Below are 13,304 nucleotides of genomic sequence, written 5' to 3'. Positions count from 1 at the left end.
ATTCCGGTCAACATTGTTATCGACCGGAATGACGCCTTCGCGGGCAAGCCTCGCTCCTACAGGGGGCGCGTTAAGTTTTAGAGTTCCATACCCAGGAAAATCAGGGTATTGCCATGGGCCTCGACCGCTGCACGCTGGTTATAGCTCTCGCGATGGGAGCAGTTGAAGCCATGCTCCGCTTCCGGATACACCACAATCTCCACGTTGTCGTTGGTGTCGAAACGCTCGGCGATTTTCTCAACGGCTTCCAATGGAATGTGGCTGTCCGCTTCGCCGAAGTGCATCAGGATCGGCACCTGGATTTCGTCGGCACGGTCCAATTGGTTCTGGATGCCGCCGCCGTAATAGGCGATGGCCACGTCGACGAAACCGTTGGCGGCGGTGTGATACGAAAGCAGGCCGCCAAAGCAGTAACCGATCGAGGCGATACCGCCATCCAGGCCCGGTTGGGCTTGCAGGGCATCAATGGCCAGTTTGATGTCGGCCTGTGCCGCGTTCACGTCGGTGGCATTCATCAACTCAACCGCGCGTTTCCAGCCGGCTTCGTCGTAGCCCAGTTCGATGCGCGGGCCGCTGCGCCAGAACAGGTCCGGCGCGATCACCAGATAGCCATCGGCAGCGTATTGCTCGGCGACCGAGCGGATGTGTTCGTTGACGCCGAAGATCTCCTGGATCAACACAATCCCCGGACCCTTTTGGGTATGGGGAATCGCCAGGTAAGCGCCGAATTTACCTTCGGGGCTGTCGATTTCGATCCATTGGGTGGTCACGCTCATGGTGGCTCCTGTCTTCGTCAGTGAAAGTTGGATTTATTGCGGGATAGTTGCCTGGAAACTCGGCAAGGCCTGTAGACGTTTCCACCACTCGGCGAAACCGTCCACGGCAAACACGAGCGCCGCGTCGGGTGTCATCGCGATGTAGGCGCAGGCCGGCGCCAGGTAGAAATCGCTGAAACTGGGGGCAAGCCCGGCGATGAACGGATCATCACCTTTGATCTTCATTAATTCGCGTATCACACGCTTGGAATTGTCGATGCCCTTGCGTCGCGAATCCTCATTCTGCCCACCGATGAAATCCGGAAACAAGTGAAAACCGAACACCGAGACCAGCGCGCCGTAGCCATAGGAATCGTAGAGCCCCATGGCCATGTGATTGCGGGCGCGGTCATGGGCGTTGTCCGGGGTCAGCGACGGGCCGGGCAGCACTTCATCCAGATACGCCATGATCGCCGCGGTTTCGAGCACGCGGAAACCGTCGTGATCAACCACCGGCACCTTGCCGAAAGGGTGACGCGCCAGGTGTTCCGGCAGGTGCGGCTCGCCTTTGATGACGTTGACCTGCACCTGATCGAAATCCGCGCCTTTTTCCACCAGCAGCATCTTCACCGTGCGTACATAAGTGCTGCCGTCAAAACCGTAGAGTGTGAGGCTCATGACGATCGCTCCGTTTTTTTCATTGTGGGATGTTTTCGAGACACTGACGTTTCAGCGGTTGTGACGACGCCAGAAGAATCGGGCCAGCAAGGCATCCAGACTGAGCTTGCCTGCGCCCGAGAGCAACAATGGCATCAGGGCGGCGAGGTAGATCAGCGGCAGTTTGAAGTTACCGTGCCCTTTGTTACTGATGGCGTAGCCCTGGGCAAGTTCACTCAATGTAGACCAATCGGCCGGCCAGTGAACAGCAGCGGTCGCGACCACGGTGACGACGATCAAAATCACTGTCGAGATCCGCGTGCCCAGGCCTACCAACAGCGCAAGGGCGCAGATCAGCTCGGCCCACATCGACAATTCCCAGTTCAGCGTGGCGGGTACGTGGTTGAACGGAAACGGAAAGGCATCCTGGATATCGGCAAACCAGTTCTCGCCATTCCATTTCTCCAGGCCCGACTCGAAAAACTCCCAGGCGAGGAAGATGCGCAGGGTCAACGGCGCAATCCAGCTGCCGGCACGGTCGAGGTTCAGGTGCAGGCCTTTGACGGCCGAAGAAAGTGAAGTGTTCATGGGCTTGATCTCCGTTGAGGGCTTTGATCGGCTGGGCCAATCGACCAGCACATTTCAGCAAGGGGGTGTATCCGGGGTGTGTCGTTGAAGCGGGGTTTTAGGCAAGCGGTGTATCGGAAGGGCGGCTGTACACACTCGGATACACAGCCGGATGAAAAATCGCCAAACAATACAAAACAACTGTGGGAGCGAGCTTGCTCGCGATGGCGTCCTGTCAGTCGATATCACTGTTGACTGTTAGTCCGTTATCGCGAGCAAGCTCGCTCCCACAAGGGTTCAGTGGTGGATTTCAGGTATAGGCATGGCGCTGAATGCGTTTGTTCTTAAGCGCCCACTTACCCACCAACCTCAGGGCAATCGCCGCACACATCATCCCGAACGGCAACACGTACCAATCACTCATCGGTATCCGCTTGAAGTTGGAGTAGGTAAACACCGCCGCAATCACCCACATCCCTGTCACGTGCAGGGCTTTCCAGGCTTTGGCGCCGATTATCCGCGTCGTGGTTTTGAACGACGTGATCGCCATCAGCAATATGAACAAGTAACCGACCGACCCCGGAATGTTGCCCACCGTAGTGCGTCCCGGCCAGAACTCAGGATTCAACTGCCCATAGCTATAAATCAGCACCGCATGCACCAGGTGCGAAAAGGCAAACGCCAGGCCGATAAACCGCCGCTCGCGCACCAGGGATTTGCTGAAGGGTGAGGGCACCAGCACGGCAAACGCAGACGCCAGAAACGCCGCGAGAAACAGCGCAAACGAGGTCCGGGCCGTGGCGCGGATGGCGCTGCGGGTGGCTTCCACCAGATCGGGGTTGAGCACCAGGATCAGGCCGGTCATCAGCAGCACCAGCAAGGACAACAGGCCGAACAGCGACCAGCCGTGATAACGCGGGATTGAGGTATTCATGGCAACGCTCCGGAACAAGGGCCGACCAGGGTCAGCAGACACCCGAAGTGTTCCAGCGAGGTGTGTTGGCGATATGTCCCGAAAGCAACTCCATGTATCAGGACGGGCCCCAGATACATTCCCCTACAAAACTGTGATCCGCCGTGCACCAACGGCGTCTAGCGACTGTGTCCCCGCAAACCCATGGGGCGAGACTTCGGAACCCGGCATGCAAGCGCTGTTGAACGAGATCCTTGACGCAGTTCGTCCCCTGATCGGCCAGGGCAAGGTGGCTGACTACATTCCCGCCCTCGGCACCGTGCCGGCCAACCAGTTGGGCATCGCCGTGTATGGCAATGACGGCGAGCTGTACTGCGCCGGCGACGCGCAGACGCTGTTCTCGGTGCAAAGTATTTCCAAGGTCTTCAGCCTGGTGCAGGCCATCGAACATTCCGGCGAAGCGATCTGGGAACGCCTGGGCCACGAGCCGTCCGGCCAGCCGTTCAACTCCCTGGTGCAGCTGGAGTTCGAACGTGGCCGCCCGCGCAATCCGTTCATCAACGCCGGGGCGCTGGTGATCTGCGACATCAACCAGTCACGCTTTGCCGCGCCAGCCCTGTCGATGCGCGATTTCGTGCGGCGCCTGTCCGGCAACCCGCAAGTGATGGTGGACGGCAAAGTCGCCGAATCCGAATACCAGCACCGTGCGCGCAACGCCGCCATGGCGTACCTGATGCAATCCTTCGGCAATTTCCACAACGACGTCGAAGCCGTACTGCGCAGCTATTTCAGCCACTGCGCCCTGCGCATGAGTTGCGTGGACCTGGCCCGGGCGTTCTGCTTCCTGGCCAACGACGGCTTCTGCAAACACAGTGGCGAACAAATCCTCACCGCCCGCCAGACCCAGCAAGTCAACTCGATCATGGCCACCAGCGGCCTCTATGACGAGGCGGGCAACTTCGCCTACCGCGTCGGCCTGCCCGGCAAGAGCGGCGTCGGTGGCGGGATTGTGGCGGTGGTGCCGGGGCAATTCACCGTGTGCGTGTGGTCGCCGGAATTGAATGCGGCCGGCAACTCGCTGGCGGGCATGGCGGCGCTGGAGTTGTTGAGTCAGCGGATCGGCTGGTCGGTGTTCTGACGGGGCGTTGGTAATGACGGTTCGGGAAAATTGCTATACATTTTTCCGCCCGCCCCCCTGCATGGTGAAACCGCTTCATGTCCCTCACGCTCGAACGTCTCGTCGCTGGCACACCGATCCCTTTCGCTGGTAACCGCGTCACCGTGGTCAGCCCCGAACTGGCGGCGCGCTTTCAGCCCGGTGACCATTTGCTGGTGGAACAGGTCAGCGGCGAGTTGTTGTTGATTCCGGTGGTGGATCAGCAAGCGGCAACCGTGGCGATCGAGCGTGCGCAAGCGGCATTCAACGCGATGTCGGCGGTGTCGGACGAGGCCATCAGCGAGTTCTTTGACCTGTTCGCCCAACGCCTGGAAACTGCCGAAACCTGGGCCTTGATCGAGGCCGCGAACCTGGCCGACATCGAGCGCGCCAAGGCGCGCGGGCGTTCCACCACGCGGTTGCTGGCCGATGAGCGCATGCGCCGCGACATGATTGCCGGCTTGCGGGCCTGGCGCGATGCGCCGGCCACTCGCGGCAAAGTCATCAGTTGCGTCGAGCATGACGGCTGGAAAGTCGAACAAGTGGTGTCGCCGCTGGGCATCGTCGCCTTCGTCTTCGAGGGCCGGCCGAATGTGTTTGCCGACGCCGCTGGCGTATTGCGCACCGGCAACACCGCCGTGCTGCGCATTGGCAGCGATGCCTTGGGCACCGCGCAAGCCATCGTCACCCACGCCTTGAACCCGGCACTGGCGGACGCCGGGTTGCCGGCCGGTGCGGTGTCGCTGGTGGAAAGCGTCAATCACGCCGCCGGTTGGGCGATGTTCGCTGATCGACGTCTGTCGCTGGCCGTGGCCCGGGGTTCGGGGCGTGCAGTCAGTCAACTGGGCAGCATCGCCCAACAGGCCGGCACCGCCGTCAGCCTGCACGGCACCGGCGGTGCCTGGCTGATCGCCGATAAAGCCGCCGATGCCACGCGTTTTGCCGCCGTGGTGCGCAACTCCCTGGACCGCAAAGTCTGCAATACCCTGAATGTCTGCCTGATCCAGCGTGAACGCGCCGCTGAACTGGTGCCGCTGTTTCTCGACGCTTTGCAGCAGGCCGGTACTGCTCGCGGCCAGGGCTGCAAGTTGCACATCGTCGAAGGCAGCGAGTCGCATTTGCCGAGGGATTGGCAAACCGCCAGCGTCGAGGTCTACCGCGCCGAAGGCTATGTGACCGAAGCACTGGCCGAGCCGCTGGCGGAAGATCAATTGGGCCGTGAGTGGGAGTGGGAAGAAACCCCGGAAGTCAGCCTGAAAATCGTCGACGACCTCGATCAGGCCATCGCCTTGTTTAACCGTTACAGCCCGCAATTCACCGTGTCGCTGATCAGTGAAACTGCCGAGGCGCATGAACGTTTCTACAACGCGGTGAATGCGCCCTTTGTCGGCAACGGCATCACCCGTTGGGTCGATGGCCAATACGCGTTGAACAAGCCGGAACTGGGCCTTTCGAACTGGGAAAGCGGTCGATTGTTCGCCCGCAGCGCGATTCTCTCGGGGGATGGCGTGTTCACCGTTCGCAGTCGCATGACCCAGACCGATTTGTCGGTCAAACGCTGAGCCCCTGGGACCGCACTATACTTATCGGGTGTCTGTGTTTGTGTAATGGAGGTTTTCACCATGAAACTTCATTCCTTTGAGCATTACTCCCATGACCTGGCCATGGCCGCCCGCGACTCGTGGACGACCGCGAGGGTGAAATCGGCCCTGACCCGGGCCGATCCCAACTTTGGCTTGCACATCCATGTCAAAACCCATGGCGGTGCGGTGTCGTTGAGCGGCATGGTCGATACACATCGGCAATGTGATCAGGCGATCGAACTGACCCGTTCGGTCCAGGGTGTTGTCGATGTCGAGGCCAGTGGCTTGCGCACTCACGTGTTCAAACCGGGAACGTATGACGACGAATAAACCTGGCGTTTAGCGGGAAAACCTTCGCGCCCCGGCCACGCACAGGATCACCGCAACGGTGACCCCCAGCATCCCCAGGCTGACCTGCTCGTGCAGCAGCGTGGCCGACAGCGCCAGGCCAAAGAACGGTTGGAGCAATTGAAGCTGGCCCACGGCGGCAATCCCGCCTTGGGCCAGTCCGCGATACCAGAACACAAAACCGATCAACATGCTGAACAGCGACACATAGGCCAGGCTCAGCCAGGCGGGTGCGCTAATCGTCGAAAATGAAGCGGGCAAGCGATACCAGGTCAGCGCCGCCATCACCGGCAGCGACACCAGCAACGCCCAGCAAATCACCTGCCAGCCGCCCAGTGTCCGGGACAGCTTCGCGCCTTCGGCATAACCGAGCCCGCAAACCACCACCGCCAGCAGCATCAGCAAATCGCCTTGTGGCGAGGCGGTGAGTCCCTGGGACACGGCAAATCCCACCACTAGCAAACTGCCGAGGATCGAGAATAGCCAGAACGCCGGTTTTGGCCGCTCGCCGCCGCGCAGCACACCGAACACGGCGGTCGCCAGTGGCAGCAGGCCGATAAACACGATGGAGTGCGCGGAGGTCACGTATTGCAAGGCCAGCGCCGTCAACAACGGGAACCCGACCACCACGCCCAGCGCGACAACGATCAGCGGTACAAGCTGCTGACGGGCCGGGCGCTTTTCCTTGAACAGCCACAACAGGCACAGCGCCAGCAACCCGGCGATGGTCGCCCGCGCTACGGTCAGGAATATCGGATCGAATTCCAGGACTGCCAGCCGTGTGGCCGGCAGCGAGCCGCTGAAGATCACCACGCCGATCAGTCCATTGATCCAGCCGCGGGTGCTGTTTTCCAGCGACGGATTGTTCAGCTTCGAGGTGCGTTCCATTGTGGTCTCATCCGGTCGGGTTGCTTTCAGCGCATCGTATGACCGAAGATCAGGACAATCAAAAAATTGTCATGGATACATTTCTCGATGCCACGCTCCCGGTACAAGTCGTTGGTGGACACCTTTGCCGCCGATATCCGTTCAGGCCGGCTGCCGCCCGGCACGCGTTTGCCGACTCATCGACAGTTGGCGACCACCGAAGGTCTGGCTTTGGTCACGGCCAGTCGGGTTTACGCCGAGCTGGAAGCCATGGGGCTGGTCAGTGGTGAAACCGGGCGCGGGACGTTTGTCCGGGAGACCTCGCTACCGCCCAGCCTGGGCGTGCACCAGCCCAGTGTTGTCGAGGGGATGCGTGATCTGAATTTCAACTATCCCGCGTTGCCGGGCCAGGCCGATCTGTTGCGCATGGCTTTGCGTCAACTGGCGTTGTCCGGTGACCTGGAGGCCCATTTGCGCTACCAGCCCCACGCCGGACGCCTGCATGAACGGGCCTCGGTGGCGCGTCATCTGCTGACACGCGGGCTGACGGTGGCGGCCGAACACGTGGTGATTGTCAGCGGCGCCCAGCACGGTTTGGCGGTGACGATGATGGCGCTGCTGCAACCCGGCGACGTGATCGCCGCCGATGCCTTGACCTATCCGGGGTTCAAGGTGCTGGCCGAGGCGTTGCACCTTGAGGTGGTGCCGATTCCCGTCACTGACACCGGGCCTGATCTCGCGGCTTTGGCAAAACTCTGTCGAAGCCGTCCGGTGCGCGCGGTCTACAGCATGCCGACCTTGCATAACCCATTGGGCTGGGTGATGGCCGCCGATCAGCGCGAGCAACTGGTGGCGATTGCGCGCCAACATGATGTGTTGATTATTGAAGACGCCGCTTACGCCTTCCTGGCTGAGGCGCCGCCACCACCGTTGGCTGAATGGGCGCCGGAGAGGACGGTCTACGTTTCCGGGTTATCCAAGAGTATCGCCACCGGGTTGCGGGTCGGTTTCGTTGCCGCGCCGTTGTCCATGGTGCCCGCGCTGGAACGCACGATCAGGGCCACCACCTGGAACACGCCGGGGATAATGACGGCGATTGCCACGGCCTGGCTGGACGACGGCACCGTCACCCTGCTGGAAGCGCAAAAACGCGCGGATGCCCAGGCCCGGCAGGCGATTGTCGACGAGGTGCTCGCGGGCATGCACTACGTGCGTCACCCAGCGTCCTACTTTGTCTGGCTGCCCTTGTCGGAAGAGGCGAGGGCGGATCAGATCGCCGTGGCGTTGCTGCAAGAGCAGGTGTCGGTGTCGACTGCCGAACCGTTTGCGACATCGGTCCATGTCCCCCATGCGATCAGGCTGGCGCTTGGCTCGGTGGACATGGACTCGCTTCGACAGGCGCTGATAAAAGTGAAGCAGGTGGTCGGGGCTTACTTTTAGCTCAGGCGACCTGCGCAGCCTTCGCATACACCGCGCAGGTTGTCGGGTGTTCGACCAGGGACACAAAGCTGCGGCTGTCAGCATCCAGCGCATCGATCGAACCGGTTTCGATGTCGTACACCCAACCATGCAGGTTCAACTGACCTTTTTCCTGAGCCAGGCGCACGCTCGGGTGGGTCTGGATATTCGCCAGTTGCGCGATGACGTTCTCGCGCACCATCGAACTGACCTTGGCCGCTTCGTTGGCGTGAGGCCGCGATTCGTTGATGACTTTGGCCGACTCGGCGTGTTGCAACCAGCCGCTGACCGCAGGCAGGTGATCCATGCATTTGCACTTGGCCACGGCGGTCATGGCGCCGCAGTCGGAATGGCCGCAGATCACAATATCGGTGACGCCCAATACGGCGACCGCATATTCGACCGTGGCCGAGACACCGCCCGGATGTGGGCTGTACGAAGGCACGATATTGCCGGCGTTACGGATCACGAACAGCTCACCGGGCTCCTGTTGCGTCAACAATTCGGGCACTACGCGGCTGTCGGAACAGGTGATGAACAACGTGCCGGGGTGCTGGGTGGTGGCCAGGTGTTTGAACAGGTCAGTGCGTTGCGGGAAGGCTTCCTTCTGGAACTTCAAAAAACCGTCGATGAGCGCTTTCATGGGTGCTTCCTCTTTAGTGATGGACCGTGGAGGCTCAGTTCGAGCAACCGGTACCGAATTCGCTGTACTGCAAAATGTGCGTTGCGCCTTTGGAGTCGAGGTAGGTCATCTCCACCGGCGCCGGGCCGCAGACATCGGCGACAGGGGTGATGTTGATGACTTGGGCGATGTCCAGGTCCATGCCGTACTGGTAGGCGACGGCGCTTTCTTGAGCTTGAACCTGGGTCGCCAGGCCGGCGATCAGCGAGAGTGCGAGCAGAAATTTATGCATGGGGCAGCCTCCAGGTGAATGGGGTGAATAAATCGGTGTTGGATGGTTGGCCCGCTCAGCGCGGGCCGGTACTGATTTAGAAAGGACGCAGTGGCAGGAACTTGCCGTCCAGGGTGATCACGGCGCGGGAGCCGCCTTCCGGGTCTTCGACTTTCTTCATGTCCAGCTTGAAGTTGATCGCGCTGATGATGCCGTCGCCGAATTGCTCGTGAACCAGGGCTTTCAACGTCGTGCCGTAGATCTGGATCATTTCGTGGAAGCGGTAGATGGTCGGGTCGGTTGGCACACCGGCCAGGCTGCCGCGCAGCGGGATGATTTGCAGACGGGCGATGCTGTCAGCGTCCAGGTCCAGCTTCTCGCCGACCACTTTGGCGGCGGCTTCCGGCAGTGGGTGCTGGCCGAGCAGGGCGGCGGTGACGTAGGCCAGGCCCAGGCCGGTGCCGTCGGTCAGGTCCTGCCAGGACAGGTTTTTGCGCGCCTTGGCATCAAGAATCGAAGTGGTCAGGGCCAGACTCTGATCGTTGTAAGCGTGGGACTGTTGCATGGTGTGACTCCTTTATCGGATTGGGTTGTTGCTGTGTGTGGAGCAATCTTCTGCCGATTGATCCATAGCGTCCAAGACCGATATACAATGCCGCGCATAAGCACAGCCTATAGATGGATTTGCCCCATGCTGCTCCGACATCTGCGTTACCTGATCGCAGTCGCTGACAACGGCGGCTTCACCCGCGCGGCTGAAGCGCTGCACGTCTCCCAACCGACCCTCTCCCAGCAGATTCGGCAACTGGAAGAAACCCTCGGCGTGAGCCTGTTCGATCGCACTTCGCGCACGGTCAAACCCACCGATGCCGGCGAGGCTTACATCGAGTGCGCGCGGCGGGTGCTGGTGGAACTGGAAGCAGGCAAGCGTGCGTTGCATGACGTGAAGGACTTGTCCCGTGGCACCTTGCGCCTGGCCATGACGCCGACCTTCATGGCATACCTGGTGGGGCCGCTGGTGCGCGACTACGTGGCGCGATTCCCGAACATCCACCTGGAGATTTTCGAGTTGTCCATGGACGACATCGAGGCCGGGCTGGCGGACGACTCACTGGACATCGCCATTGCCTTTACGCCGGTTCGCAATCCAGAGATTGAATGCATCCCGGCGTTCGTCGAAACGCTGGGGGTGATGGTCGGGCGTGATCACCCGTTGTATGAGAGCCAGGGCACGCTGGCCCCGAGCGAGGTGGCGCAACTGGAATTCGCGTTGCTGGCGCCTGAGTTCATCACCCGGTCATCCATTGACGAGTATTTCCGCCAGCAAGCCATCACGCCCAAAGTGGTGATCGAGGTGAACTCGGTGAGTACGCTGCTGGAAGTGATTCGGCACACGGCGGTGGCGACGATTTTGCCGGAGGCGATTGCGACGCAGGACCGGGCATTGCGCAAGATTGCGGTGCAAGGTGAGGCGCCGCAGCGAGGGGCGGCGTTGTTGCGGCGGCGAAATAATTACCACAGCGCGGCGGCGTTGGCGTTTGTGGAGATGGTGTTGGGAACACCTATGGCTTAGTCACCACGATTCCCTGTGGGAGCGAGCTTGCTCGCGATAGCGGTGGGTCAGACAACGACGATGTTGAATGAAATGGCCTCATCGCGAGCAAGCTCGCTCCCACAGGGGGCAGGTTGTTCAGGCGTTTGTGCCAGGCACAAAAAAAGGGCCTGCTCCGTAATGGAAGCAGGCCCTTTTTTCAATCTTGCTTAGTAGAACCGATCAATCACCCGAACTTCGTTCTGGTTCTGCATCGATGCCCACGCCTGTTTCAGAGTTTGCAGAACATGACCGATGAAGTCTTTGTCGGCTGCGGCTTTCTTGCCGACATAGCCCTGGCCGCGACGGTACATCTTCAGGCGGGCCAGCAAGTTCTGGTTGTTCTTGTCGAACTCTTCTTCGTGAGCATGGGGCGACAGGCAGTCCATATGCACCTGGCCCGACTTGCTGATCCACAGGATATGGCTGTCGTGGCTGTCTTTTTGTGCAGCGAACATACGAGCCAGTTCATCGATAGTGGGTTGATTGTTCAGATTCATAATTAAGCCCCTTGACCATTTGGTGATCTTTCAAAGTTGATTCGCTAATACAGGTAGCCCATCGGTTAGTTGATCCCTGGCACCGAAACCAGGACGTCAGCGGTCGGCCGCGAAAAAGGCGGGGTCTCGCGTCTGTTGCATGTAGTCGTGTTGAATAACTGCTACGCAATAGCGTCACAACGAAGAGAAGCGGCGAAACCTGGAGGCCACTGCCGACATTTTCAGGGTCGGCCACAAGCGTCATGAGAACGTTTCGCCAGCGCTTCTCGTCCTTGTACTGGACGTTCGGGCCAGGTCAGCTTCTTCAATCTGCCTTGTGGGCAGCGTGTATCCGGGAAAAACAGCTCGGCGGTCAGACGAGCTTGCTCAAACGTGTTGCCTGTACTCCCGATCGGGGAGACGTCTGCATCATGCAAGGGCAAATCGACGGCGTCAACGGTTATGTAGTGATTATTTTTGGTCACTACATATTGTCGGACAAAGTGGTTTTGGAATTAGAAAAGGTTGCCCGGAGGGCTGTGGCCGGGGCTTGTGAAGCAGTAGGACGTGCATGGATAGCCGTCAACCTGCAGCTGATGCGTTGTGAATTCTCCCAGGGTGAGAACCGGGATGACATGCGCCCAGAACCGCTGCGCAGGCTGGTTCACATCGATGTGGAAAATTTGCCACTGACCGGGCAATCGGCTCAAGAGGGCAGAGACGACAAACTTCGCGACACCTTGGCCACGAAAGCGCCGGCTGACAAAAAAGTAACCGATATTGAACTCGGCACCCGCGACGTGGATGTCATCATCGACGGTCACGAACCCGGCCAGTTCACCGTCAACCTTGATCAGGAACGGCTGCGTCGCCGGATTGCGCCAGTAACCCGGTTTGGGCTGGATATTGAATAACCCGTGCTCGCCAAGCTTCAGCGGCAGCCATTCGCTGAAGTCGTACACGTAAAACTGCATCAGGTTTTCAATCGTCTCCAGCTCATCGCGCTGGGCTGCGTGCAGTTCTATGGACGGCATGGCGGGCTCCTGATGTTCCGGGCCGTCCCTGGCCCGGACGTGATCACTCAGTGGGGCGCGAAGTCGTACTTGCCACCGGTTTTCAACGCCGCCGCGTAGGCTGGACGGGCCTGGAAGCGTTCAATCCACGCGGCGATATGAGGGTAGTCGCGCAACTTGCCCTGGGCCCTGGCGATCTCGCCGATAAAGCTCATCTGGATATCGGCGGCGCTGAATTCATCACCCAACAGGTAATCGGACTGGCTGAGGGCGGTGTCGAGGTAGCTCAGGTAGTTGGCCACTTCCGAATTGATCCGTGGATGCAGCGGCGCGCCAGCCTCACCCAACTTGCCGACGTATAGATTCAGCATCAGCGGCAACATCGCCGAGCCTTCGGCGAAGTGCAGCCATTGCACGTATTGATCGTAAGCGGCGGTGGACGGATCAGGTTGCAAACGACCCTGGCCATGGCGGCGAATCAGGTAATCGATGATTGCGGCGGACTCGATCAGCTTCTGCGCGCCATCCTGAATCACCGGGGATTTGCCCAGGGCGTCGATGGCTTTCAACTCCGGCGGCGCGAGGTTGGTCTTCGGGTCACGCTGATAGAGCTTCAGTTCGTACGGGATCGCCAGTTCCTCCAGCAGCCAGAGAATGCGCTGGGAACGGGAGTTGTTCAGGTGGTGGACGATGATCATGGTCGGTGCCTTTTCAAAAAGTGGGGCAAGCGCCCGGGCTTGAGCAACACTAGACCATTCGGGGCTTGCCGAAGTGCCCACAGGCTTTACCGTCGGTTTTCACCTACCGTCGAATGCCCCGTGAACCGGTGCCGTGTTGATCGCTTGTATAGTTCGCTGGCGAGGAATAGATTCGATTCCTTAAGGATGCCATCTAGCCATCAGCCAAAGGGAAATTGCCGTGACTTGCTCAAATTCGCTCGGTTACAACCTCACCTTTTGACCTCAACAACGTCAGTTTTTTGCGGGTGGCCGATAGTTAGCCACTAAGGCGTTGCGACGTTGCG

16 protein-coding genes are annotated in these 13,304 nt (G+C 60.0%); 5 read left to right on the top strand and 11 right to left on the bottom strand.

The window, feature by feature from the left end:
* Positions 1-77: 77 nt before the first annotated feature.
* From BK667_RS17560 to BK667_RS17545, 4 genes are all read right to left on the bottom strand, one after another.
* Complete coding sequence (locus tag BK667_RS17560; protein WP_123508875.1) at positions 78-776, bottom strand: dienelactone hydrolase family protein; 699 nt, start codon at positions 774-776, stop codon at positions 78-80.
* A gap of 33 nt (positions 777-809) precedes the next feature.
* Positions 810-1,433 (bottom strand): glutathione S-transferase family protein, encoded by a 624-nt coding sequence (locus BK667_RS17555; protein ID WP_123508874.1) that lies wholly within the window; start codon positions 1,431-1,433, stop codon positions 810-812.
* 51 nt (positions 1,434-1,484) lie between these two features.
* On the bottom strand, positions 1,485-2,000 hold the full coding sequence (locus tag BK667_RS17550) for an HvfX family Cu-binding RiPP maturation protein (RefSeq protein WP_123508873.1): 516 nt from the start codon (positions 1,998-2,000) through the stop codon (positions 1,485-1,487).
* Positions 2,001-2,289: 289 nt separating this feature from the next.
* On the bottom strand, positions 2,290-2,913 hold the full coding sequence (locus BK667_RS17545; protein ID WP_123598401.1) for a ferric reductase-like transmembrane domain-containing protein: 624 nt from the start codon (positions 2,911-2,913) through the stop codon (positions 2,290-2,292).
* 208 nt (positions 2,914-3,121) lie between these two features.
* Between BK667_RS17545 and glsB the strand changes: the two genes are divergently transcribed.
* The 3 genes from glsB (at position 3,122) to BK667_RS17530 (ending at position 5,961) form a co-directional block, all read left to right on the top strand.
* Complete coding sequence (gene glsB / locus BK667_RS17540; protein ID WP_123508871.1) at positions 3,122-4,030, top strand: glutaminase B; 909 nt, start codon at positions 3,122-3,124, stop codon at positions 4,028-4,030.
* A gap of 77 nt (positions 4,031-4,107) precedes the next feature.
* Positions 4,108-5,610: an aldehyde dehydrogenase family protein gene (locus BK667_RS17535; protein ID WP_123598400.1), complete on the top strand. Its 1,503-nt coding sequence runs from the start codon at positions 4,108-4,110 to the stop codon at positions 5,608-5,610.
* 60 nt (positions 5,611-5,670) lie between these two features.
* Positions 5,671-5,961: a BON domain-containing protein gene (locus tag BK667_RS17530; RefSeq protein WP_123508869.1), complete on the top strand. Its 291-nt coding sequence runs from the start codon at positions 5,671-5,673 to the stop codon at positions 5,959-5,961.
* A gap of 9 nt (positions 5,962-5,970) precedes the next feature.
* Here BK667_RS17530 and BK667_RS17525 read toward each other — a convergent pair whose 3' ends face one another.
* Positions 5,971-6,867 carry a DMT family transporter gene (locus BK667_RS17525; RefSeq protein WP_123598399.1) on the bottom strand — a complete coding sequence of 299 codons (897 nt, stop codon included), beginning with the start codon at positions 6,865-6,867 and terminating at the stop codon, positions 5,971-5,973.
* A gap of 87 nt (positions 6,868-6,954) precedes the next feature.
* Between BK667_RS17525 and BK667_RS17520 the strand changes: the two genes are divergently transcribed.
* Positions 6,955-8,286 carry an aminotransferase-like domain-containing protein gene (locus tag BK667_RS17520; protein WP_123598398.1) on the top strand — a complete coding sequence of 444 codons (1,332 nt, stop codon included), beginning with the start codon at positions 6,955-6,957 and terminating at the stop codon, positions 8,284-8,286.
* A gap of 1 nt (position 8,287) precedes the next feature.
* Here BK667_RS17520 and BK667_RS17515 read toward each other — a convergent pair whose 3' ends face one another.
* From BK667_RS17515 to cynS, 3 genes are all read right to left on the bottom strand, one after another.
* Entirely contained in the window at positions 8,288-8,947 is a 660-nt protein-coding gene (locus tag BK667_RS17515; protein ID WP_123508866.1) for a carbonic anhydrase, read from the bottom strand.
* 34 nt (positions 8,948-8,981) lie between these two features.
* Positions 8,982-9,218: a DUF2790 domain-containing protein gene (locus BK667_RS17510; protein WP_123508865.1), complete on the bottom strand. Its 237-nt coding sequence runs from the start codon at positions 9,216-9,218 to the stop codon at positions 8,982-8,984.
* A 76-nt stretch (positions 9,219-9,294) separates the two neighbouring features.
* Positions 9,295-9,762: a cyanase gene (gene cynS / locus BK667_RS17505; protein ID WP_123508864.1), complete on the bottom strand. Its 468-nt coding sequence runs from the start codon at positions 9,760-9,762 to the stop codon at positions 9,295-9,297.
* A gap of 126 nt (positions 9,763-9,888) precedes the next feature.
* On the opposite strand from cynS, the gene cynR reads away from it, so the two are divergent.
* Entirely contained in the window at positions 9,889-10,770 is an 882-nt protein-coding gene (cynR, locus tag BK667_RS17500; protein WP_123508863.1) for a transcriptional regulator CynR, read from the top strand.
* 188 nt (positions 10,771-10,958) lie between these two features.
* Here the strand turns inward: cynR and BK667_RS17495 are convergent, their stop codons facing one another.
* The 3 genes from BK667_RS17495 to BK667_RS17485 form a co-directional block, all read right to left on the bottom strand.
* On the bottom strand, positions 10,959-11,288 hold the full coding sequence (locus BK667_RS17495) for a hypothetical protein (RefSeq protein ID WP_123508862.1): 330 nt from the start codon (positions 11,286-11,288) through the stop codon (positions 10,959-10,961).
* A 494-nt stretch (positions 11,289-11,782) separates the two neighbouring features.
* Complete coding sequence (locus tag BK667_RS17490; protein ID WP_123598397.1) at positions 11,783-12,301, bottom strand: GNAT family N-acetyltransferase; 519 nt, start codon at positions 12,299-12,301, stop codon at positions 11,783-11,785.
* 47 nt (positions 12,302-12,348) lie between these two features.
* On the bottom strand, positions 12,349-12,978 hold the full coding sequence (locus BK667_RS17485) for a glutathione S-transferase family protein (protein WP_123508860.1): 630 nt from the start codon (positions 12,976-12,978) through the stop codon (positions 12,349-12,351).
* Positions 12,979-13,304: the final 326 nt, after the last annotated feature.

Source organism: Pseudomonas frederiksbergensis (assembly GCF_003732705.1).
Taxonomy (GTDB): domain Bacteria; phylum Pseudomonadota; class Gammaproteobacteria; order Pseudomonadales; family Pseudomonadaceae; genus Aquipseudomonas; species Aquipseudomonas frederiksbergensis_F.
Note: the sequence above shows the minus strand (reverse complement) of the source record. Positions and strands in the feature narration are given on the sequence as shown.

Coding starts and splice junctions, on each gene's coding strand:
- BK667_RS17560 (WP_123508875.1), bottom strand. CDS start 776: ATGAGCGTGACCACCCAATGGATCGAAATCGACAGCCCCGAAGGTAAA.
- BK667_RS17555 (WP_123508874.1), bottom strand. CDS start 1,433: ATGAGCCTCACACTCTACGGTTTTGACGGCAGCACTTATGTACGCACG.
- BK667_RS17550 (WP_123508873.1), bottom strand. CDS start 2,000: ATGAACACTTCACTTTCTTCGGCCGTCAAAGGCCTGCACCTGAACCTC.
- BK667_RS17545 (WP_123598401.1), bottom strand. CDS start 2,913: ATGAATACCTCAATCCCGCGTTATCACGGCTGGTCGCTGTTCGGCCTG.
- glsB (WP_123508871.1), top strand. CDS start 3,122: ATGCAAGCGCTGTTGAACGAGATCCTTGACGCAGTTCGTCCCCTGATC.
- BK667_RS17535 (WP_123598400.1), top strand. CDS start 4,108: ATGTCCCTCACGCTCGAACGTCTCGTCGCTGGCACACCGATCCCTTTC.
- BK667_RS17530 (WP_123508869.1), top strand. CDS start 5,671: ATGAAACTTCATTCCTTTGAGCATTACTCCCATGACCTGGCCATGGCC.
- BK667_RS17525 (WP_123598399.1), bottom strand. CDS start 6,867: ATGGAACGCACCTCGAAGCTGAACAATCCGTCGCTGGAAAACAGCACC.
- BK667_RS17520 (WP_123598398.1), top strand. CDS start 6,955: ATGCCACGCTCCCGGTACAAGTCGTTGGTGGACACCTTTGCCGCCGAT.
- BK667_RS17515 (WP_123508866.1), bottom strand. CDS start 8,947: ATGAAAGCGCTCATCGACGGTTTTTTGAAGTTCCAGAAGGAAGCCTTC.
- BK667_RS17510 (WP_123508865.1), bottom strand. CDS start 9,218: ATGCATAAATTTCTGCTCGCACTCTCGCTGATCGCCGGCCTGGCGACC.
- cynS (WP_123508864.1), bottom strand. CDS start 9,762: ATGCAACAGTCCCACGCTTACAACGATCAGAGTCTGGCCCTGACCACT.
- cynR (WP_123508863.1), top strand. CDS start 9,889: ATGCTGCTCCGACATCTGCGTTACCTGATCGCAGTCGCTGACAACGGC.
- BK667_RS17495 (WP_123508862.1), bottom strand. CDS start 11,288: ATGAATCTGAACAATCAACCCACTATCGATGAACTGGCTCGTATGTTC.
- BK667_RS17490 (WP_123598397.1), bottom strand. CDS start 12,301: ATGCCGTCCATAGAACTGCACGCAGCCCAGCGCGATGAGCTGGAGACG.
- BK667_RS17485 (WP_123508860.1), bottom strand. CDS start 12,978: ATGATCATCGTCCACCACCTGAACAACTCCCGTTCCCAGCGCATTCTC.